This window comes from Streptococcus sp. 27098_8_75 (assembly GCF_041432475.1).
Taxonomy (GTDB): domain Bacteria; phylum Bacillota; class Bacilli; order Lactobacillales; family Streptococcaceae; genus Streptococcus; species Streptococcus gordonii.
This window is the reverse complement of sequence record NZ_JAPVZR010000001.1, coordinates 554,159-575,197: the sequence shown is the minus strand read 5'-3', so window position 1 is coordinate 575,197 and position 21,039 is coordinate 554,159. Positions and strand designations below refer to the sequence as shown.

Sequence of the window (21,039 nt, the reverse complement as noted above, 5' to 3'; positions counted from 1 at the left end):
TTCCTTATCCTAGCATTTTAAGAAGGAAGTCCGTCATTTGCTGCGGGCTTTCTTTTTTTCCTCTAGCAATCCACATTTGCACGACGCCAAACAAGGCGTTGGTCAGATATACGGAATTGTATTCTTTTTCAATCTGACTGAATTCCTTATTGTTGAAGCGTTCTTGCAACTCTTGGTGAAGCATCATTTGAAACTTGTGTCTTAAAAAGGTTTGGATTTCCTTTGTTCCATTTTCCGACAGGAGGGCTGAGAAAAGAGGTTCGCTTTCCAGGAAGTCGAGGACCTTTAAGATGGCTTGCTGTCGGTCATTGTAGTATTCCTCAAAAATCGTTTCAAGTTTTTGAAAGAGCCCTTGCTGATAACGTTCGATCAAGTCGTACTTATCCTTATAATGAGTATAAAAACTGCTCCGGCTGATACCTGCAGTTTTGGCAAGCTCAACAGTTGAAATATATTCAAAGCTTTTTTCTTTCAGTAGTTGGACCATAGCTTGTTCAATGGTCATCTTGGTTTTCTTTCTTTTATTACTTTCCATTTTTTTCATCCTTTCGAACAAATTTGTACAGTATGTCTAATTTTCGAATTCTTTAGCTTGTAATAATTTTGGATTGGTGTATAATCTAGTATATCAAAATTTAGACAGTATGTATAATTTTTTGGAGGTAAATATGTTAAAAGAGTGGAAAGCTATTTTAAAAAAACCAAGCTTTATCATTGTAATGTTAGGTGTTTCTCTGATTCCAGCCTTGTACAATGTAATTTTCTTAAGCTCTATGTGGGATCCTTACGGACAGGTAGAGAACTTGCCGGTGGCAGTTGTTAATCAGGATAAGGCTGTGACAAGTTCAGGGAAGACCCTAGCGATTGGTGAGGATCTTGTTTCCAGCCTCAAGGAGAATAAAAATCTGGACTTCCACTTTGTCAGTAAAGAGGATGCCAAAAATGGTTTGAAGAAGGGTGACTACTATATGGTAGTCACTCTGCCGAGTGATTTGTCAGAGCGGGCGGCCAGCGTCCTAAGTGGCGAACCTAAGCAAATGAAAATCGATTATCAGATCTCTAGTGGTCGGAGTTTCATTGCTGGTAAGATGAGTGACTCCGCCATGACTTCTTTAAAGCAGACGGTAGCGCAAAACGTAACCAATACTTATACAAGTGCTTTATTTAAAAATATGGGAGAGCTAAAGACGGGAATGGATAAGGCCTCAGATGGCGCTCAGCAACTAGCTTTGGGTAGCCAGCAGTTGGGTGCGGGTAGCCAGACCATTACGGATAACTTAAAAACTCTGAATCAAGCCACTATCAGTTTAGCAGATGGAGCAGGTCAATTAAACTCAGGTTTAGAAACCTATACAGGAGCTGTTGCACAAGTATCAACAGGAGTTAATCGCTTGTCAGAAGGGTTAACAACTTATGCAAATGGGGTAGCTACTATTGCATCGGGTGCCAATCAGCTTTCGGAGCGTTCAGCTGATCTAGTAGGAGGTGTCCAACAACTCACTCAATCAAGTGCTGGTGTCCAAGCTTTGGCTAGCGGAGCGTCTAAGCTCAATACTGGTTTGACTACTCTAAAGGAATCGGTAGATATGAGTCTTACTAGCAATCAGGAAAACGTCAGCAATCTGACAGCTGCTCTGAACCAGTTAAATGCAAGCATTCAGGCGTCTCTCTCAGGAACTTCAGCTTCAACAGAAAATATTGAGGCATCCTTGACGAATATAGCAGCGTCTGCTCAAAATATCATCAATGACAATCAAGCTGTTAAAACAGCTGCCCTAGCCAATGTCCAAGGAACAAGTGCATATCAGAGTCTTTCTGAAGAGGCCAAGGCGGAGATTGATGCGGCGGTTAGTGGTAGTCAAGCGGGTAGTGATCAATCTGCTCAGGCTATTTTATCAGAAGTGATGACCATGAAGACCAGCCTGGAAGCAGGAAAGACTGCTAGCCAAACACAGTTGGCTCAACTGGGGGCTGTCTCTAATCAGGTATTGCCACAAGCAGCCAACATGATCAATGGTCTCTATAGTGGCTTGTCAACGGTTAGCGCTGGGCTTGAAACAGCTAGTGGAGGAGCCAGTCAAATTGCTTCTGGTGTAAATAGCTTAAATGAAAAATTATCAAGTGGCGCCGGTCAATTGGCTCAAGGAGTGACGGATTATACAAATGCCGTCAATAAACTTTCGGAAGGAGCTAGTGGTTTAGCTGCTAACAATTCTAACTTACTAACAAATTCAGCAACTCTATCAGCTGGAGCAAGTCAATTGGCCTCTAAATCCCCTGAACTGACAGCTAATTTCGGGAAATTAGTAGACGGAGCAAGTCAATTGGCTAATGGATCAGGAAAACTGGTCGATGGTAGCAGTCTGTTGACGGATAAACTATCATCCTTAACCAGTGGGAGCGAGAGCTTGGCTAGTGGTCTGACAGAAGCAGGTGATAAGCTATCAACAGTCACAACTAAGGAGGATAATGCCAAGATTCTAGCAGATCCACTCAGCCTTCACAAGACAGACCGAGATAAGGTTGAGAAAAACGGAATAGGGATGGCTCCTTATATGATTTCTGTAGCCCTCTTTGTAGCTGCTATTTCAACCAATATCATCTTTAGCACACTTCCTTCAGGAAAAGAACCAAAGACCAAATGGGAATGGTTCAAAGCACGTCTAGAAGTAAATGGTGTAATTTCAGTTGTAGCTGGGGTGTTGGTTTACGCTGCTGTCCATTTGATAGGATTATCTGCCAACCATGAATTGGCAACTCTTGGTTTGATTATCTTAACCAGCATGACCTTCATGGCTCTTGTGACTGCCTTGGTAACATGGGATAGCAAACTCGGAGCCTTTGCTTCGTTGATTCTCTTGCTCTTGCAGCTGGCTTCTAGTGCAGGGACCTATCCGCTTGAGCTGACCAATAAGATTTTCCAAGCCATCAATCCTTGGCTACCGATGAGTTACTCGGTATCTGGTCTTCGTCAAACCATTTCTATGGGGGGACAGATTGGGGGACAAGTCGGCTTCTTGATGTTTGTCTTAGTGCTATTTATGGCTGCTGGAGTCTTGGTCTATCGAACAGATAACAAAGAAAGAGTCTAGTCTTTTGACTGAATCCTAAGAGGAAAAGAGAGATCTGTCTTTCTTTTCCTTTTTATCTAAGCAACATCTCCTGAAAAGGGAGATGTTTTGTTTTCTTTAAGTTTTTTTTAGATTTCTTTTAAGCTTTGCTACTTAAAATAACCAAGTAAATAATCAAGCAGCTAGAAAGGGAGATGTCCTATGGCTAAAAAAACATTTAAAGATAAATTCCAGCGATTTGAAACAAAATACGTTATTTCAAAGGAGGTTTTAGCAAATTTGCTGACGGAGTTTGAGGAACATATGGTAGAAGACGACCATGCTTACTCAACTATCAGCAATCTTTACTACGATACTCCTACCTTCCAAATGATTCGTGAATCTCTAGAAAAACCTTATTTTAAAGAAAAATTGCGGGTACGGACTTACGATGAAACACCAACAGAAGACAGCCAGGTTTTCTTGGAAATCAAAAAGAAAGTGCGAAAAATCGTCTATAAGCGCCGGATTTCAACAGACTTGCTGGCGGCGGAGTCTTATCTAGCGGGTGATCGAGGTCAGACAGATGATTCTCAGATTCGTGAAGAGATTGACTGGCTCATGGCTCGCTATAAAAAGGTTCAGCCCATGATGTATATCTACTATAATCGCTATTCCATGAAAGGCATAGAAGATCCAAATGTTCGGATTACCATTGACTATGATTTGATTTATCGATCAGAGGATTTAAGTTTATTAGATGGCAAGCATGGGGACAAGCTCTTACCAGAAGGCTATGTCATTATGGAAATCAAGGTTCCAGGAGCTTATCCACTCTGGCTGAGTGAGATTTTGGACCATCATCAGGTCTTTCCAAAATCCTTCTCTAAATATGGCGTAGCCTATAAAAAAACCACAGACTACAAAGGAGTTGTAAACCATGCTAAATCAATTATTTAATGACGTTTTTACCAGTACGGCCGTAAAACCATTGATCATGCTAGAAGCAATTGGAGTTGCCTTAGTCTTAGGTTTGGTCGTGGCCAAGGTCTACCAGTATAAAACGGTCTACAGCAAGTCCTTTGTCATGAGTTTGGCCCTATTGCCGGCCTTGATTGCCGTTGTCATCTTTTTGGTAAATGGTAGTCTGGGTGCTGGGGTTGCCGTCATGGGGGCCTTCAGCTTGATTCGCTTCCGTTCGGCTCCAGGTGGTGCCAAGGAGTTGGTCTCAATTTTCCTGGCTATGACTATCGGGATTGCGATTGGTATGGGTTACCTAGTCTTTGCAGGAGCCTTCACCTTGATTATGTCTGTAGCGATTGTCCTTCTTGAAACCATCAACTTTGGACAAATGAAACATTCTATCCGCCAGTTGACCATTGTTATTCCTGAAAGTTTAGATTATGAGTCTATCTTTGATGATATTTTTGATAAAGCGACCAATCATCTGGAATTAGCCTCAGTGAAAACATCAGACATGGGTAGCCTGTTTAAACTCAAGTATATCATCCAGCTCAATGGCAAAATGACAGAAAAAGAGTTGATGGATGCTCTGCGGACCCGCAATGGGAATCTAGAGATTGCTATCAGTCGATACATCACAAAAGAAAATGAATTATAAAAGAAATAGAAAGAGGCCTACCATGAAAACAGGTAAAAAAACAATTTTTCGAAAAGTAAAGCTAATGGTCCCACTGGTTCTATTGACAGCTAGCTTGGGAGCTTGTAGCTTGATTAGTAAGTCTAGCGCTGCTAGCACCAGCACAACTACTAGTTCAACCACTAGTAAAACATCTTCAAGCAAAGCCTCAACATCTTCAACGAGTTATTTTACTGATCGGGACCAAGATGCCTCGTATGACGAATCTAGCGCTACAAAGGTGAGTCTGAGTGGCTCGACAGCTAAGGTGACTGGAGACGGTGCAGAGGTATCTGGGTCTACCGTAACAATTACAGCTGCGGGTACCTATGTCCTGTCTGGTAGCAGTGAAAATGTCCAAATCGTGGTGAAAGCAGGAGACCAAGACAAGGTCCAAATCGTCTTGAATGGTGTGACCATGAAAGGGACTGACGCAGCGATTGTGGTAGAAAGTGCGGATAAGACCTTCATCACCCTTGCTGAAGGAAGCAAAAACAGTATCGCTGACTCTGCTAACCACACAAATACAGACTACGATGCAGCCATTTACAGTAAGGATGACTTGACTTTCAATGGTTCTGGTAGTTTGACGATTGAAGGCAACTATGGCAATGCAGTCGAATCTAACGATGATCTACGTATTACAGGTGGAACCTATACGGTCAAAGGCTATAAAAATGCTCTTTCTGCCAATGACGCGTTGAATATCAAGGATGCGACCTTGAATCTGACGGCAACTGAAGATGCTCTTCACGCTGACAATGATGAAGATACGACACTTGGAAATCTTTATATCCAGTCCGGTACGATTACCATTAATGCTGGTGACGACGGAATGCACGCTTCTAATGCAGCAGTGATTGACGGCGGTACGATTACAGTTGAGTCAAGTGTTGAAGCACTCGAAGGAACCAATGTGACTATTAATGGAGGGAAATTAGATCTTTCTGCCTCTGATGATGGTATCAATGCTTCTAGTAAGGTAACTGGAGCAGAGATCTTTATCAAGATTACGGGAGGTGACATCAAGGTAGAAGTGGGACAAGGTGACACTGATGCTCTTGACTCTAATGGTGATATCATTATGACAGGAGGCAATCTAGACATTACTTCTACAGTCTCTGCCTTCGACTTTGACGGAACAGCTACCTATACTGGTGGAACCATCACAGTCAATGGTGAAACTCGATCTGAAATCACAGCTGATGGCCCTGGCGGAGGTGGCGCCCCAGGAGGTAATCAGGGTGGCGGATCTGGTGGACATTAAGCTCGTTTCAAATAGAAATAAAGAACTCCTCATTCCAGCTGGAATGAGGAGTTCTTGCTATTCATCAATTCTGATAGACATCGTCTCCGTATCTACTGTCGCCTGAGCACCGATGGTAATGGTAAAGAGTGGCTGAGTATGGGCAAAGTCCAAGTCATAGAGGACAGGAATCGTCTTTAGAATTGGATGTTTGTCCAAGATGTATAGGAGCAGCTCCTCTGTCATCTGGCATTCTTTTGGAAAGCGGCCAATGAGAAGAGCCTGCGGATTAGGATAGGCCTGAAGGAGGGCGGCTAGATTGCGGTCAAATTCCACATAATCATCTTCCTCCGCCTCTTCAACAAAGAGGACATAGTTTTCATCTGTCGGGGCATAGGGGGTACCACGTAGAAGCGAGAAGGTAGAGAGATTGCCACCGATAACAGTGGCTTGGGCTTGCCCGTGGTGATAAACTTTCCACTCCGTTTCATGGAAAGTCAGTGGGGCATCAGGCAGATACCAAGCATTGTCGCCCCATTTTTCACTAGGGGTCAACTCATAAGAAGTTTGGCTGACAGCCTTGAGCCAGCTCTCTGTCTGATAGTCCTGCAGGGCATCCATCTTAAAGCTAGAGTATGACGGTCCCATGTAGGTTTTCATGCCGGTCTTGCTATAGATAGCGTTGAGCAAGGCTGTCGTGTCTGAGTAGCCGCAGAAAATCTTAGGATTTCTAGCAATCAATTCAAAGTCTAGATAGGGCAGGAGCTCATTGCAGTTGAAACCGCCGATAGTAGCCAGAATAGCATCAACGGAGTCATCCGAAAAGGCAGCATGAATGTCTGCCACCCGGCTTTCGATGGAGGCAGAATCTAACATATCATTTTCCAAATAATGCTCCGAAAAAGACACGGTAAATCCTAGCTTTTCCAAGCGCTTCTTGGCGGCTAGATTGGCCTCAAAGCCACCGATGTGTTCGATTGACGCTGAGGGGCTGACGACCCGAATGTGCATACCAGGTGTGAGTTTTTTCATAAGAAGACCTCCTGTTTAAAATGACTATATTATACAATAGAACGTTTCAAAAGACAAGGCCAGCTAGGACAAGAGGATGGGAAGCACATCAGTCAGTTTTTCGACGGTCCAGTCCGCTCTTTCTTCAAGATTTTTGACTTGAGCTAAACTACCGAAGCCTTGTTTGATCCAGATGGTTTTCATCCCTATTCTTTTGGCAGGAACGATATCGTTATCCAAGCGGTCACCAATCATAATAGCTTGATGAGGCAAGCAGTTAGTCTTTTGTAAGGCCAGCCTGAAAATAGCGGGGTCGGGCTTGGCCAGCCCAAGGTCAGCAGAAGAGAAGATAGCGTCAAAGTAGTCTAAAATTCCAAAATCCTTCAAGCGCTGTTCTAGGCCAGGTAATTGATTAGCGATAATTCCCAATTTATACTCTTGTCCCAGCTGCTCCAATATTTCCTTGGTTTGCGGATAGAGAGTCTCTAAGTCCGTTCTCCAAGCTGGGCGTTCAAGTCCATAGAAGCTTAAGGCTTCTAAGTCGCCTTTTTTATTTTTTCTAAAATGGCTGAGCATCTTATCATAGAATTCCTGATAAGAAATATTCTTTCCAGAAATGGCAGTTTTTATTCTGACTTCATAAGCTTTGTCTTCATTGACTAGAGTTGAGCCTATATCAAAAAAGAGCCATTGAATCTCTTGGTAATCTTGTTTCATAGCCTTATTCTATCACAAAGCCTTTCTTTTCAAGCTAGGAGGCTGTGATTTTTTGAAAAAGAGGCTTTTCAAGAAGAATCAGGGGCATTTTAGAAGCTTTAGCGCATCTTTTTTTAAAAGTTATTTATAATGAATGTATAGAAATCCGAAGGCAAGAAAAACTTTTTAGCATTACACAAACTTTTTTGAGAGTATGTCTGTCTCCTGAAAATGCAATCTCTAAACTTCATTCAGTTTCCCCTTTCGATAGCCTTCGGATTCTATTATTTTAGAAAATAAATAGAGGGTTAATATGAAAAAGAAAGCAATTTATTTGTACGTGTGTTGGTTGATCTCTGTCTTTGGTGGACTGCTTAGTCTCTGGGACCTTCTTGCAGGAAAAAGACTAGAGAATCCTGCAGAAGTCATGCAGCTAAAAGGTAAGGTAGCCCAGCAGTACAATCGGTTTTATGATGCGGTTTTTGATTTGAATCATAGTATGAATCAGGTTCTGATTCTATTTGTGGGTCTTCTTTTATTGGCGACAGTACTTGTATTGCTGATCAAGAAGAAGCTACTTCTAGCCAACATCCTATACTCCGCCTACTCGGTCTTTACCATTCTTGTCATGGCTTATGATTATCTGTCTTCTCAGCCACTCTATCATTATTTTAGTGATCCAGCGATTCGTGAATCAATCATGATGATCCCTAAGGCTGTAACCATAGTCGGACTCTTACTAAATATCCTCTTTTTAGCTATTGTCCTCTTTTATACCTGGCGTCAGCAGAAGGATTTAGAAGTGGAAAAAGAGCCTATTTAAAATTTGACAAATAACATTTATCGTCTTACAATTTTAAGAAAAGGATAGATGTTATTTTTAGTTTTAGGAGGATAGAATGGCAAAGGTTTCCTTAGTTTATATTAGTTTAAGTGGGAATACAGCAAGCTTTATCAAGCGTCTGACGGCCTATTTGCAAGAAGGCCACGCGGATCTTGAAGTAGAACAGGTCAATATTAAGGATTTGGTCAAAGAGGGCCAAGATTTCTTTGCTATGGACAATCAGTTTGTAGCCTTCTTGCCTACTTATTTAGAGGGTGGAAATGGAGTTGACTCTGGTGATGTTGAGATTTTAACCAATGATTTAGCAGCCTTTATTGAATTTGAAGAAAACTATAAAAAATGTTTCGGTATCGTAGGTAGTGGCAACCGTAATTTCAACAATCAGTATTGTTTAACGGCCAAGCAATATTCTCAACGTTTTGGCTTTCCTCTGCTAGATACTTTTGAGCTTCGTGGTCTGCAAAATGATATCAGCCGTGTTGGTGATAAGATCGCAGAACTCTATCGGCTTTAAACTAGTTGACATTAGAAAAATAAAAGCACGTCTCTTATTGAACTGCACCCCAAAAGTTAGATTTTATCTGTCTAACTTTTTGGGGTCAGTACACTTACTAGAGGCGTGCTTTTTATTTATTTCAAGACCAAGACTTGCTTAGCAGGAATGACATAGTTGTCAGCCAAGGGAGCGATAGCCTTGTCGCTGCTGATAGCAGGGTAGGATAGAAAGACTTCCTGACCTAGTTCGTTTTGGTAGGTCTGATCTTTTGAACCAAAGTTAATCAAGATGGTCATTTGTTCATCTTGCTGTGAAATCTGATATCTGACAAGTGAATCATTGAGCCATTCAACTTGGCATGCCTCCAAGATTTCTTCTCGGCTTTCGAGACTGAGTAGAGGGTGTTCTTTTCGGAAGCTGATTAATTCACGAATGAAGTCAACATCTTCTTCGTAGTTGAGTAAGCTTTGCCAGTCCAGACGATTAATAGTATCTGGGATGTTGTAGCTATTATCTAGCAAGTCTTTGTGGCGGAAGAATTCTTGCCCACTATGGAGGAAAGGAACTCCCTGAGCAAGCAAGACCAAGTGTAAGGCCAAGCGAGCACTTGCCAAACGTTCTTTTGGACTGATGTTTGGATCTTCCATTTTAAAGTAGTCAAAGACAGTCGCATTGTCATGACACTCAGTGTAGTTAATGGCCTGTTGAGGACTTTGGAAATGGCTTGCTGTTTCTAAGCCGACATTAGCTGTTAGGATATTAGCCATGCTGGAAGTCCATTCGAATCCAGTCAGTCTTTGTTTGTTTAAGATGGTTCCTTTGATGGTATCACGGAAATTATCGCTGAAAAAGCCATAATCAGTCAATTCTGCCGCATTATACTGGTGGGCTAGGAGCTCTGAGTCTAACCCAGTCGCCATTTTCCAGCCTTCTCCGTAGAGATAGACATTTGGGTAGCTCTCTTTAAGCTCTTCTGCTAGCTCATTCATAGTTTGGATATCTAAGATACCCATGAGGTCAAAACGGAAACCGTCAAAGCCATAGAGATTCACCCATTGCTTGACTGAATGCTTGATGAAGCGACGGACCATGGCTCTTTCACTAGCAACATCGTTACCACAGAAAGTTCCGTCGGTTCGTTGTTTTTGTTCATTCAAGCGATAGAAATAACCAGGAACTATCTTTTCAAAAGCAAAGCTATCCGCATCATAAACGTGATTGTATACGACGTCCATAATCAAACTCATATCCGCCTCATGGTAGGCTGCGATAGTTTCCTGCAATTCTAGAATGCGTGCATAAGGGTCCTCAGGGTCACTGGCAAAGCTACCTTCTGGAACATTATACTGAACAGGATCATAGCCCCAGTTGTAGACTTGTTCAGGGTGTTTCTCATCTACACTACCAAAATCATAAACAGGCATAAGCTGGATATGGGTGATTCCCAGATCTAGCAAGTGCTGCATACCAATTTTACGTTTGCCTAGCTTGGGAGACTCTGTCAGTGCTCGGAATGTGCTTGGTTCTTTAAAACCAGCATCCTTTTGGCTAGAGAAGTCGCGAACACTCATCTCGTAAATGACGGCTTTGGTTGGGCTTAGCTGTGTTTTGGCCCGCTTGACTCCAGTTGTATTGAGTAGTTTCTTTGGATCAATAATAAAGCTAGCACCAGAATTGGCTTCAGAGGAAAGAGCATAAGGATCATGTACTTCCAGCCACTGACCATTGACCTTGTGGAGATAGGTGTAGCTAGCTCTCTCCCAATCACCAGGAATCGTTGTTTTCCAAACGCCTTTTTCCTGACGAAGGAGAGGCCAGACAGTTTCTTTGCCATCTTTTTTCAACTTGATAAGGACTTGCTCGGAGATAGGAGCCCAGAAGGCAAAAGAAGTAGCCTTCGAAGAATAAGTTGCACCAAGATCATCCTGGTCGTAGTCAAAAGTTTGATCAAAAATCGGTTCTTGGACAATATGTCGGAATGCTAGGACTGTTTTATTGCGGTCCTGGTCGTAGACGAGATAATGCTGTTCCAAATCGATATCTTCTTCCAAAGTAAGGCTGTAGAGGCAATGTTCGGTAGAAGATTTACATGTTTGAATAGTCAGAGGAATCACCTGGTCGTCAGATTCCAAAGTAAAGGACAGGTCCTTAGCATCATAAATGATGGGTAACTGAAGATTAATCAGTCGTATGTTATCTAAATAAGCTTGAAAGGTTCTAAAAGACATAAATCTCCTTTATACAAGATAAGATAGCTCTAAAAGCGCGTGCACCATCAGAGGCTACTAGTAAAAATAATTAAATAGTAAGTATAAATAATTGAAAAACATAAAAATGCAAGGCCAAAGAGAAGTACAACCGTAGTTTAACTTGAATGTAACTACGGTTGTCATTTTTTATTTGGGATTGAGGCCCTATTCTTGTGTTTTTAACATTTCGGTTTACGGTCCGATGAGAATATCAATTTACCGTTCGATAATCTTATGGGAAATCAACTGGCGATAGCAGATTTTCCGATTTTCCTTGGTATCATTGATGATCTGTAAGATGGTTTGGAAGGACACTCTACCCAGTTCTAGGGTATTGATATCAACATAGGCAGCCAGGTCTAACTTTGGATCTACCGAATCAAAAGAAAGGACTGGTATAGTTAAGTTTTGTGAAGAGAGAAAATCACAAACACCAGATGCCAGCAAGCTATCTGTAGTGATGATGGCATCAATATTTGGATTTTTTGCTAGCAAGCGCTTGGTAAACTGGTAACCTTTTTCTTCCAAAAATTCTGTGACAAAGGCAGTGCTCTGAGGATCTAATTCCAGCTGATGCTCTTTTAAGGCATTTTCGTAGCCGGTATAACGGTCTTGGGTTACAAAGAGCTTTTTAGTTCCTCCGATAAAAGCAATATGGCGGCAACCTTTTTTTATGAAATATTCAGTTGCATCGAACCCCGCTTGGATATTATCATTGTCGACCAAAGGAATAAAAGGAGAAAGAGATTTTCCTAGGATAAGGAAGGGGAATTGCTCTTCGTAGGCCATCCGAACTAGAGGATCGTTTTCTTCGGCGTAAAGGAAAATAAGTCCATCCACCCGACGGCCGTGTACCATTTGAGAAATGGCTGTCATCCGTTCTTTCTCATCTTTACCGGTAGCAATCTGAATAGCGTATTGGTGCTGAGAAGCTACTTGTGAGATCCCTCTCAGAACAGATGGAAAAAATGGATTTTGATAGAAAGCATCTGAATCATCTGGCAATACGAGGCCGATAACCTGAGTATAACTGCTAACCAGACTGCGGGCATTTAGATTTGGATGGTAATTCAGTTCTTTCATAGCCTTGCGAACCCGTTTTTTTGTCTCATCACTAATCGTAGACTTGTTCTGGATAACACGGGTTACAGTTGAGGGCGAAACCTCAGCTAGTTTGGCAACATCTTTAATAGTAACAGGCATGATGACCTCCTAATTTTCATCACGGAAATGCGTACGATAAAAGGCGATAACAAGAAATAATACAAAGAGAATATTTTGAATCATAATCATGGTAGTCAAAGGCTGACCTAAGATGCCAAAGAAGACGGCAATGAGAGTCGGAAGCCCAAGACAGTTTAGAGTGAAATGATAACATTCCTTGAACCTTTTAAATGAAAAGAGTTTAGATTTTTTAGTCAGATAAAGGAAGAGACTGGCTCCAAAGGTCACAATGAAGAAGTTAAAGGTCAAGAGCAGGCCAGATACCAAGAGTAAAAAGAGACTGATAATCAAACGGTTTTGCTGGAACCAATCTTTGGAGATGGCCTCGCTCAAGCTTTTCTTATCCTTTAAAGCTTCCTGATTGATAGCCTGGTAATGAATGGCAGCCAATTCTTTCTTGCTTTTACTGATCAGGAGATGATCCTTGTCAAAATAAAGCGTTAACTTGTCTCCTGGTCGGGTATCCTTGTGATGTCCGATAATAACCTGGCCGTCTTTATTTTTTTGTACACCAAAGTGACTATCATAAGTTAGTTGGCCGTCTTTGATCTGAACATGATTGCTAAGCTCTCTCATAGCAGACTCATCTAAAGGCTGGAAAACTTGATCGATAAAGGTATCTAATGGATAGCTCTCTTTAGCAGCAGTCTGCAATGCCACAGGAATCAAGGTCATAGAAATTAAGAAAAGACTAGTAAAAATCAGTTGGAACCAGGACAAAAGTTTACGGTTAGCAAAAGCTTTTTTAAATTGAAAAATACTTGAAAAATAATTAAAAGGGTAGGGGTACATAGTAGCTCTTTCTAATTTTTATAGTCGTCCGACAAAAAACAGGGTGGGACAAGATTATCCCTTGTCACCACCGCTTGTTAAACCAGATACAAAGTTCTTTTGTAGGAAGAAGAATAAGATACAGATTGGAAGAGCTGTTAAGATAGCTCCTGCGGCAAAGAAGGCGATTTTCATATTTTTAACATCGCTGACAAATGTTCTCAGACCGACTGCAACTGTAAAGAATTCTTTATCCCGAAGGAGGAAACTAGATAAGATATAGTCTCCGAATGGTCCCATGAAGGCCCAAAGTGCTTGTACAGCAACCATTGGACGAACCAGAGGAAGGACGATTTGCCAGAAGCGTCGGAAATGACCGGCACCATCTAGTTTAGCTGACTCATCAAGAGAGATTGGAACGGTATCAAAGTAACCTTTCATCAGCCAAGCATTCATTGGAATTCCTCCACCAACATAAAGGAAGATGAGGAACCAGTTTTGGTTCAAAGCATTCAACATCAAAGCCATGACGAAGAAGGCGGTAAGGGCAGCAATGGTTGGTACCATCTGGATAATCAAGAAGAAGACCAAACTTTGCTTGCGGGCGATGAAGTTATAGCGGCTGTATGCGTAACCAGCTAAAACTACTATACTGGTTTGCACAATCATTGTCAAGACAGCAATGATGACCGTATTGAGGTACCAGGTTCCGTAGAGTGTCTCAGAGAAGAGCCTGCTGAAGTTGTCAAAACTCCAATCGATATTAAAATCAAGTTTGAAGGCGACAATGTTACCAGTTTTAAAGGCTGATGTAATCGTAATTAATAGAGGATAAATAATGATTACTGACAGAACTACGAGATACAGGTAAGTCAGAAAATGATTAAAGTGACGTTTTAATTTTACAGAATTATTCATCTTAGACGTCCTCCATGTCAAATGCGTGTAGTTTTTTGAAAGCAATCATTGAAATACCGATAACGATAATTGAGATAATCAAGGTTACGGCTGCGGCCATTGAGTACTGAGGTGCAGTACCAGTAGTTAAACGATAAATCCAAGAAATCAAGATATCTGTTGAACCAGCGCCTCCACCGACACTACCAGGTCCACCCGCATTAAAGAGATAGATGATAGAGAAGTTATTGAAGTTGAAGGTATACTGACTGATAAGAGTTGGCGCAGCAACAGCTAAAATCATTGGTAGCGTAATGTTGCGGAATTTTTGCCAAGCATTTGCTCCATCAATATAAGCAGCTTCATACAAATCATTTGGAATGGATTGCAGAATTCCCAAAGTTAAGACGTAGATGTATGGGAATCCTAGCCAACCTTGCATCATAATCAAGGCAACCTTGGTCCAAGTAGGATCTGTTTTCCAAGGGATGAGGGTATTGTTCAAGAAAGGCAATACCTTGCTAAGCAAAGGAATAACTTGGGTGTTGATAGCACCGATACTATCATTAAACATATTTGAGAAAGTCAAGATTGTAATGAAAGCTGGTACCGCCCAAGGAAGTAGGAAGATAACACCGAAGATGCGTTTTCCTTTGATAAAAGGCTGGTTAGCAATAATAGCTGTGAAAATACCGATAACAATTTGTAAAGTTGAAGCACATAAAGCCCAGATGATGGTCCAAGATAGGACAGAACCAAAGGCTGAGCGGAAAGTGCTGAGACTCCAAATGTTGCTGAAGTTTGTCAAACCAACCCAGTCCAGCAGTTTTGTTGGAGGAAGGTGTTTGAAATCATAGTTTGTAAAAGCAATCAGAAGAGTTACCAATACAGGGAAAATGATAGCAAAAGTCATAGCTACGTAAGAAGGGATGATCAGCAAGTATGGGAAACCATTCTCATAGATGCTGTGAATCATTTCTTTCAGAGTAGTATGGACCGGAATACCGTTATTCCAGCGTTTAGCTGTTGTGTGAGCATCCTTTAAGTTGAAGGCATAAAATAGGAAATAAACCAGCACGATAATTAAGTGGAAGGCACCACGGATCAACATAAAGAGGGAGTTGTCGCGCCCGCGCATTTCACCAAGTGTGATAAGATTTCCTAGCTCACCAGAAGCGATCGCAAAGAAATAGATTAGAAAGGCCAGTGTCACACCTAAGAAGATGAACCCCTTGGCTTTCTGTTTGTTATAAATTTGTCCAAGTCCTGGAATCAGGGACAGCAACAAGGCTTTACTTGGGTTCTGTTGTCTAGTCATATTTGTCTCCTGAATAAGATTCAAAGAGGGGCTAAAAATTTTGAAAGCAGAGAATATAAAACTAAATGTTAGAAAATATTTCTCTTTTTTCAAAATTTTTAAGAAACCCGTAGTTGTTTTAATAGCTTTTTAATAAAGAAGGGGTAGGGAAAATTCCCACCCCTAGAGTTCTTTATTATTTGTTAGCGTATTTTTGAGCGATAGTATCTTTGATTAATTTCACTGCATCGTCAGCAGCAGTTTTAACGTCTTTTTTACCGCTTACAGCATCGAACAACATAGTTTTAGCTGGATCCCAAACTGTACTCATTTCAGAGATGTTTGGCATTGGTTGAGCTGATTGGAACTGTTTAACAACTGCGTCTGTCAGTTCATCTTTCTTGCTTACTGCGTACTCGCGAGCTTCTGTGTTAGCAGGTACTTCGTTAGTAGCATCGTAAAATGCTTTTTGTTGATCAGTTGAAGTCAAGAAGTCAACGAATTTTTGAGCAACTTCTGGGTTTTTAGCACCAGTTGGGATAACCCAAGCTTTACCACCACCGAAAGCAGCGTATTCTTTTCCGTTTGGAAGAGTTGGGATAGTTGAAACACCATAGTTTACTTTAGCTTCTTTCAAAGCAGATGCTTTCCATGGTCCATCGATGATAGCAGCAGTTTTACCTTCTTGGAATTGTGATTGGATCAAGTTTCCAGCGCCTTCAGTATCTTGCATTCCTTTAGGCCATTTTGCATACCAAGTTTTAGCGTATTCGATACCTTTAATTGCACCTTCATTAGCAAGACCGATATCTTTAGGATCTTTACCATTGTCACCGAATACATAACCGCCGTTACCAGCTAGAAGTCCGTAAGCATAGTAGAAGTTTGTCCAGTCAGCAAGGAAGGCAGATGTTTTACCATCTTCACCAGCAAATGCATATTTGCTGTCTTTAGCAAGCTCTTCTAATTCAGCAAAAGTAGTTGGAGCTTTTGAAATCAAGTCCTTGTTGTAGTACATTACAAGAGTTTCGATAACAGCAGGTGCTCCGTATGTTTTACCTTCTGTTGTCACAAGAGATTCAGTAGTTTTATCTGTCTTACTATCTTTGCTTAATTTTACTTCGTTTAATTGTCCATCTGTACCGAGGCTTCCTACGCGGTCGTATGGAGCCATCAAAACGTCTGGAGCTTTACCAGACTGGTTGTCGAGTGAAAGGTTGTCCAATCCACCCATTTGGTCACCAGTTTTAATAGTAACTTTAGAACCAGTTTCTTTTTCAAAAGCTGCTGCAGCTTTCTCCATGTAAGCCTTGTACTGCTCTTCAACATAAACAGTAACGTTTTTATCACCAGATTCAGATGATTTAGTTGAAGAAGCCTTGCTACCACAAGCAGCTAAAATAAAGCTAGCTACAGCAACAGTACCCAATACAGCAGCACTTTTAAGAGCTTTGTTTTTCATGTTTATTCCTCCTAAGAATAAAAAAAGTAATAATTTACATTTAAGTTTACGCAAACGTTTTCTTAAACTGAAAAAATTATATCACAAAAAGTAACCGTTTGCAAGATATTTTTCCAAAAAATCAAAAAAATATTTTTTATCCGACAAATTATTTGTCAATATTATAGAAGAAAAAAAGAAAAGTTAGATGATTCTCTTGAAGAATTGAAAAAATTTTTATAAAATGGTTGCATAGAAAACTAAAAACAGATATAATCGAACTACGCAAACGTTTTCGTTGAACAAAACGTAGATTTTAACTAAGAAAAATATTGAGGTGACAAGATGAAAGAACGTCAAAGTGGTGTTCTCATGCATATTTCTTCTTTGCCAGGGAAATACGGAATTGGATCTTTTGGGAAAAGTGCGTATGATTTTGTAGATTTCTTGGTAAGAACTAAGCAACGCTATTGGCAGATTTTGCCACTAGGCACGACTAGCTATGGAGACTCTCCTTACCAATCTTTTTCTGCTTTCGCAGGAAATACTCACTTTATTGACTTAGATCTTCTTATAAAGGAAGGTTTGCTTCAAGAAAGTGATTTAAATGGTGTGGATTTTGGAAGTGATCCAAAAGCTGTTGACTATGCTAAGATTTTCGAAGCACGTCGGCCACTATTGGAAAAAGCTGTTAAAAATTTCCTTCAAAGCTCTGATTTGAAGGCTTATAAAAAATTTGTGGCAGACAATGCCAACTGGTTAGACCTGTATGTTGACTACATGGCAATCAAAGAGCACTTTGATTTGGCGGCGTGGACAGAGTGGTCTGATGAAGACATTCGCCTGCGTAAGCCAGAGGCCTTGGCTGATTACCGTGAGCGCCTGAGCGAACAGATGGAATACCATCGTGTCACTCAATACTTCTTCTTCCAACAATGGCTAGCTTTAAAAGATTATGCGAATAAGCATCATATTGAGATTGTCGGAGATATGCCAATCTATGTAGCGGCAGACAGTGCTGATGTTTGGGCACAACCACATTTCTTTAAAACAGACGCTGTTGGTAAACCAACTTGTGTGGCAGGATGTCCGCCTGATGAATTCTCAGAAACAGGACAGCTTTGGGGGAACCCAATCTATGACTGGAAAGCTATGGATAAAGATGGCTATTCTTGGTGGGTTGAGCGTCTGCGTGAAAGCTTTAAGATTTATGACATCGTTCGTATTGACCATTTCCGCGGATTTGAATCTTATTGGGAAATCCCAGCGGATTCAGAAACAGCTGCAACTGGTAAGTGGGTAAAAGGACCTGGCTATGCTCTATTTAAAGCTGTGAAAGAAGCTTTGGGAGAACTAAATATCATTGCGGAAGACCTAGGCTTTATGACTGATGAAGTCATTGAGCTTCGTGAGAAGACTGGTTTTCCAGGAATGAAGATTTTGCAGTTTGCCTTCAATCCAGATGACGAAAGCATTGATAGTCCACACTTGGCACCTCATAACTCAGTAATGTATACAGGAACTCATGATAATAATACTGTTCTTGGCTGGTATAAGGATGAGATTGATGATCCAACTCGTGAATACTTAGCTGTTTATACCAACCGTAAAGAATACGAAACTGTTCCTCATGCAATGCTCCGTACGATCTTTGCTTCTGTTAGCTATATGGCAATCGCAACCATGCAAGATCTGCTAGAATTAGATGGTTCAGCAAGAATGAACTTGCCATCCACTATTGGTGGCAACTGGCAATGGCGTATGACAGAAGATGAATTGTCTAAAGAGGTAGAGGCAGAGTTGCTCTCTCTAACAACTATTTATCGCCGAATTAATACAAAACTTAAACCCAAAAACAATGTAAATCAGAATTCCAAAGGAGAAAAAAATGTCTAAATTACAGCAATACGTGCAAAACGCGTATCAAAAAAACATTGCTGATTGTACCAATGAAGAACTCTATACTGCTCTTTTGAACTATACAAAAGAATACAGTGCAACTAAACCTGTCAATGATTCAAAGAAGAAATTGTACTATATTTCTGCTGAGTTCCTGATTGGTAAACTCTTGTCAAACAACTTGATCAACCTTGGCCTTTATGATGATGTCAAAAAAGAATTGGCTGATGCAGGTAAAGATTTGATTGAAGTAGAAGAAGTAGAATTAGAACCATCTCTTGGTAATGGTGGTTTGGGCCGTTTGGCTGCCTGCTTCCTTGATTCAATCGCAACTCTCGGTTTAAATGGAGACGGTGTAGGTTTGAACTACCACTTTGGTCTCTTCCAACAAGTGTTGAAAAACAATGAGCAAACAACAATCCCTAACTTCTGGTTGAGTGATCAAAACTGGTTGGTAAAATCTACTCGTAGCTACCAAGTGCCTTTTGCAAACTTTACTTTAACTTCTACACTCTATGACATTGATGTACCAGGTTATAAGACAGAAAAGAAAAACCGTTTGCGTCTCTTCGATCTAGATTCTGTGGACTCTAGCTTGATTGAAAAAGGAATTGATTTCGACAAGACAGATATTGCTCGTAACTTGACTCTCTTCCTTTATCCAGACGATAGTGACAAACAAGGTGAACTTCTTCGTATCTTCCAACAATACTTTATGGTTTCAAATGGTGCGCAATTAATCATTGATGAAGCAATCGAAAAAGGAAGCAACTTACACGATCTTGCAGACTATGCAGTTGTACAAATCAATGATACTCACCCTTCAATGGTTATCCCTGAGTTGATCCGTCTCTTGACAGAACGTGGGTTGGAATTTGACGAAGCTGTAAACATTGTCAAGTCAATGACTGCTTATACAAACCACACTATTCTTGCAGAGGCTCTTGAAAAATGGCCGCTAGAATTCTTGGAAGAAGTTGTTCCTCATCTTGTTCCAATTATCAAGGAACTTGACAAACGTGTCAAGGAAGTTTACAAAGATCCTGCTGTCCAAATCATTGACGAAAATGACCGTGTTCATATGGCTCATATGGATATCCATTATGGATACAGTGTTAACGGGGTTGCGGCTCTCCACACTGAGATCTTGAAGAACTCAGAGTTGAAAGCTTTCTATGACATCTACCCTGAAAAATTCAACAACAAAACAAACGGTATTACTTTCCGTCGTTGGCTTATGCATGCTAACCCACGCCTTTCTCACTATTTAGATGAAATTCTTGGTAATGGTTGGCACCACGAAGCAGAAGAACTCGAAAATCTTTTGTCTTATGAAGATAAAGCTGCTGTCAAAGAAAAATTGGAAAGCATCAAAGCTCACAACAAACGTAAATTGGCTCGTCACTTGAAAGAGCACCAAGGTGTGGAAATCAATCCAAATTCTATCTTTGACATCCAAATCAAGCGTCTTCACGAGTACAAACGTCAACAAATGAACGCTTTGTACGTGATCCACAAGTACCTTGACATCAAAGCTGGTAACATTCCTGCTCGTCCAATCACAGTCTTCTTTGGTGGTAAAGCAGCTCCTGCTTACACAATTGCTCAAGACATTATCCACTTGATTCTTTGCTTGTCAGAAGTCATTGCAAATGATCCAGCAGTAGCACCATACTTGCAAGTGGTTATGGTTGAAAACTACAACGTGACTGCAGCAAGCTTCCTTATCCCAGCATGTGACATCTCAGAACAAATCTCACTTGCTTCTAAAGAAGCTTCAGGTACTGGTAACATGAAATTCATGTTGAACGGAGCTTTGACTCTTGGTACTATGGACGGGGCTAACGTGGAAATCGCTGAGTTGGTTGGCGACGAAAACATCTACATCTTCGGTGAAGATTCAGAAACTGTTATCGACCTGTACGCAAAAGAAGCTTACAAATCAAGCGAATTCTATGCTCGTCAAGCTATCAAACCATTGGTTGACTTCATCGTTAGTGATGCTGTTCTTGCAGTAGGTAAGAAAGAACGCTTGGAACGTCTTTACAACGAATTGATCAACAAAGACTGGTTCATGACTCTCCTTGACTTAGAAGACTATATCAAAGTCAAAGAGCAAATGCTTGCTGACTATGAAAACCGCGACGCATGGTTGGATAAAGTTATTGTAAACATTGCTAAAGCTGGTTTCTTCTCAGCTGACCGCACGATTCAACAATACAATGATGAAGTGTGGCATTTAGATAAATAAAAAATTCTCTTGGATAGCCCCATCAGTT

The 21,039-nt window shown here is 40.9% G+C and carries 17 protein-coding genes; 8 read left to right on the top strand and 9 right to left on the bottom strand.

Annotated features, from left to right (window positions below; genetic code table 11):
• Positions 1 to 4: 4 nt before the first annotated feature.
• Positions 5 to 535, bottom strand: coding sequence for a TetR/AcrR family transcriptional regulator (locus O3640_RS02670; protein ID WP_045772633.1), 531 nt, complete (start codon positions 533 to 535; stop codon positions 5 to 7).
• Positions 536 to 668: 133 nt separating this feature from the next.
• Here O3640_RS02670 and O3640_RS02665 point away from each other — a divergent pair, with 133 nt between their 5' ends.
• From O3640_RS02665 to O3640_RS02650, 4 genes are all read left to right on the top strand, one after another.
• On the top strand, positions 669 to 3,092 hold the full coding sequence (locus tag O3640_RS02665) for a YhgE/Pip domain-containing protein (protein ID WP_045772634.1): 2,424 nt from the start codon (positions 669 to 671) through the stop codon (positions 3,090 to 3,092).
• A gap of 180 nt (positions 3,093 to 3,272) precedes the next feature.
• The gene (locus tag O3640_RS02660) at positions 3,273 to 4,010 is read left to right on the top strand and encodes a polyphosphate polymerase domain-containing protein (protein ID WP_045772635.1); all 738 of its coding nucleotides are present in this window, start codon (positions 3,273 to 3,275) and stop codon (positions 4,008 to 4,010) included.
• A complete protein-coding gene (locus tag O3640_RS02655) occupies positions 3,991 to 4,671 on the top strand; it encodes a DUF4956 domain-containing protein (protein WP_045772636.1) in 681 nt (226 codons plus the stop codon). The genes O3640_RS02660 and O3640_RS02655 overlap by 20 nt, the downstream gene beginning before the upstream one ends.
• Before the next feature lie 22 nt (positions 4,672 to 4,693).
• On the top strand, positions 4,694 to 5,956 hold the full coding sequence (locus O3640_RS02650; protein ID WP_045772637.1) for a carbohydrate-binding domain-containing protein: 1,263 nt from the start codon (positions 4,694 to 4,696) through the stop codon (positions 5,954 to 5,956).
• A 57-nt stretch (positions 5,957 to 6,013) separates the two neighbouring features.
• Here O3640_RS02650 and O3640_RS02645 read toward each other — a convergent pair whose 3' ends face one another.
• Complete coding sequence (locus O3640_RS02645; protein WP_045772638.1) at positions 6,014 to 6,967, bottom strand: S66 peptidase family protein; 954 nt, start codon at positions 6,965 to 6,967, stop codon at positions 6,014 to 6,016.
• A 63-nt stretch (positions 6,968 to 7,030) separates the two neighbouring features.
• On the bottom strand, positions 7,031 to 7,663 hold the full coding sequence (locus tag O3640_RS02640) for an HAD family hydrolase (RefSeq protein WP_045772639.1): 633 nt from the start codon (positions 7,661 to 7,663) through the stop codon (positions 7,031 to 7,033).
• 292 nt (positions 7,664 to 7,955) lie between these two features.
• Between O3640_RS02640 and O3640_RS02635 the strand changes: the two genes are divergently transcribed.
• Both O3640_RS02635 and nrdI read left to right on the top strand, forming a co-directional pair.
• Positions 7,956 to 8,465: a hypothetical protein gene (locus O3640_RS02635; RefSeq protein WP_045772640.1), complete on the top strand. Its 510-nt coding sequence runs from the start codon at positions 7,956 to 7,958 to the stop codon at positions 8,463 to 8,465.
• Positions 8,466 to 8,541: 76 nt separating this feature from the next.
• Positions 8,542 to 9,000, top strand: coding sequence for a class Ib ribonucleoside-diphosphate reductase assembly flavoprotein NrdI (nrdI, locus tag O3640_RS02630; protein ID WP_045772641.1), 459 nt, complete (start codon positions 8,542 to 8,544; stop codon positions 8,998 to 9,000).
• A 116-nt stretch (positions 9,001 to 9,116) separates the two neighbouring features.
• Here the strand turns inward: nrdI and pulA are convergent, their stop codons facing one another.
• From pulA to O3640_RS02600, 6 genes are all read right to left on the bottom strand, one after another.
• Positions 9,117 to 11,210 (bottom strand): type I pullulanase, encoded by a 2,094-nt coding sequence (gene pulA / locus O3640_RS02625; RefSeq protein WP_048776457.1) that lies wholly within the window; start codon positions 11,208 to 11,210, stop codon positions 9,117 to 9,119.
• Between the two features lie 237 nt (positions 11,211 to 11,447).
• Entirely contained in the window at positions 11,448 to 12,434 is a 987-nt protein-coding gene (locus O3640_RS02620; RefSeq protein WP_011999649.1) for a LacI family DNA-binding transcriptional regulator, read from the bottom strand.
• A gap of 9 nt (positions 12,435 to 12,443) precedes the next feature.
• Positions 12,444 to 13,247 carry a DUF1189 family protein gene (locus tag O3640_RS02615; RefSeq protein ID WP_045772643.1) on the bottom strand — a complete coding sequence of 268 codons (804 nt, stop codon included), beginning with the start codon at positions 13,245 to 13,247 and terminating at the stop codon, positions 12,444 to 12,446.
• 54 nt (positions 13,248 to 13,301) lie between these two features.
• Positions 13,302 to 14,144 carry a sugar ABC transporter permease gene (locus tag O3640_RS02610; RefSeq protein ID WP_011999651.1) on the bottom strand — a complete coding sequence of 281 codons (843 nt, stop codon included), beginning with the start codon at positions 14,142 to 14,144 and terminating at the stop codon, positions 13,302 to 13,304.
• A gap of 1 nt (position 14,145) precedes the next feature.
• Positions 14,146 to 15,441: a sugar ABC transporter permease gene (locus O3640_RS02605; protein ID WP_011999652.1), complete on the bottom strand. Its 1,296-nt coding sequence runs from the start codon at positions 15,439 to 15,441 to the stop codon at positions 14,146 to 14,148.
• A gap of 175 nt (positions 15,442 to 15,616) precedes the next feature.
• Positions 15,617 to 16,882 (bottom strand): extracellular solute-binding protein, encoded by a 1,266-nt coding sequence (locus O3640_RS02600; protein ID WP_008808134.1) that lies wholly within the window; start codon positions 16,880 to 16,882, stop codon positions 15,617 to 15,619.
• A gap of 324 nt (positions 16,883 to 17,206) precedes the next feature.
• Between O3640_RS02600 and malQ the strand changes: the two genes are divergently transcribed.
• Positions 17,207 to 18,757: a 4-alpha-glucanotransferase gene (gene malQ, locus O3640_RS02595; protein ID WP_045772644.1), complete on the top strand. Its 1,551-nt coding sequence runs from the start codon at positions 17,207 to 17,209 to the stop codon at positions 18,755 to 18,757.
• On the top strand, positions 18,750 to 21,011 hold the full coding sequence (gene glgP, locus O3640_RS02590; protein WP_045772645.1) for a glycogen/starch/alpha-glucan family phosphorylase: 2,262 nt from the start codon (positions 18,750 to 18,752) through the stop codon (positions 21,009 to 21,011). Before malQ ends, glgP begins: the two co-directional genes overlap by 8 nt.
• Positions 21,012 to 21,039: the final 28 nt, after the last annotated feature.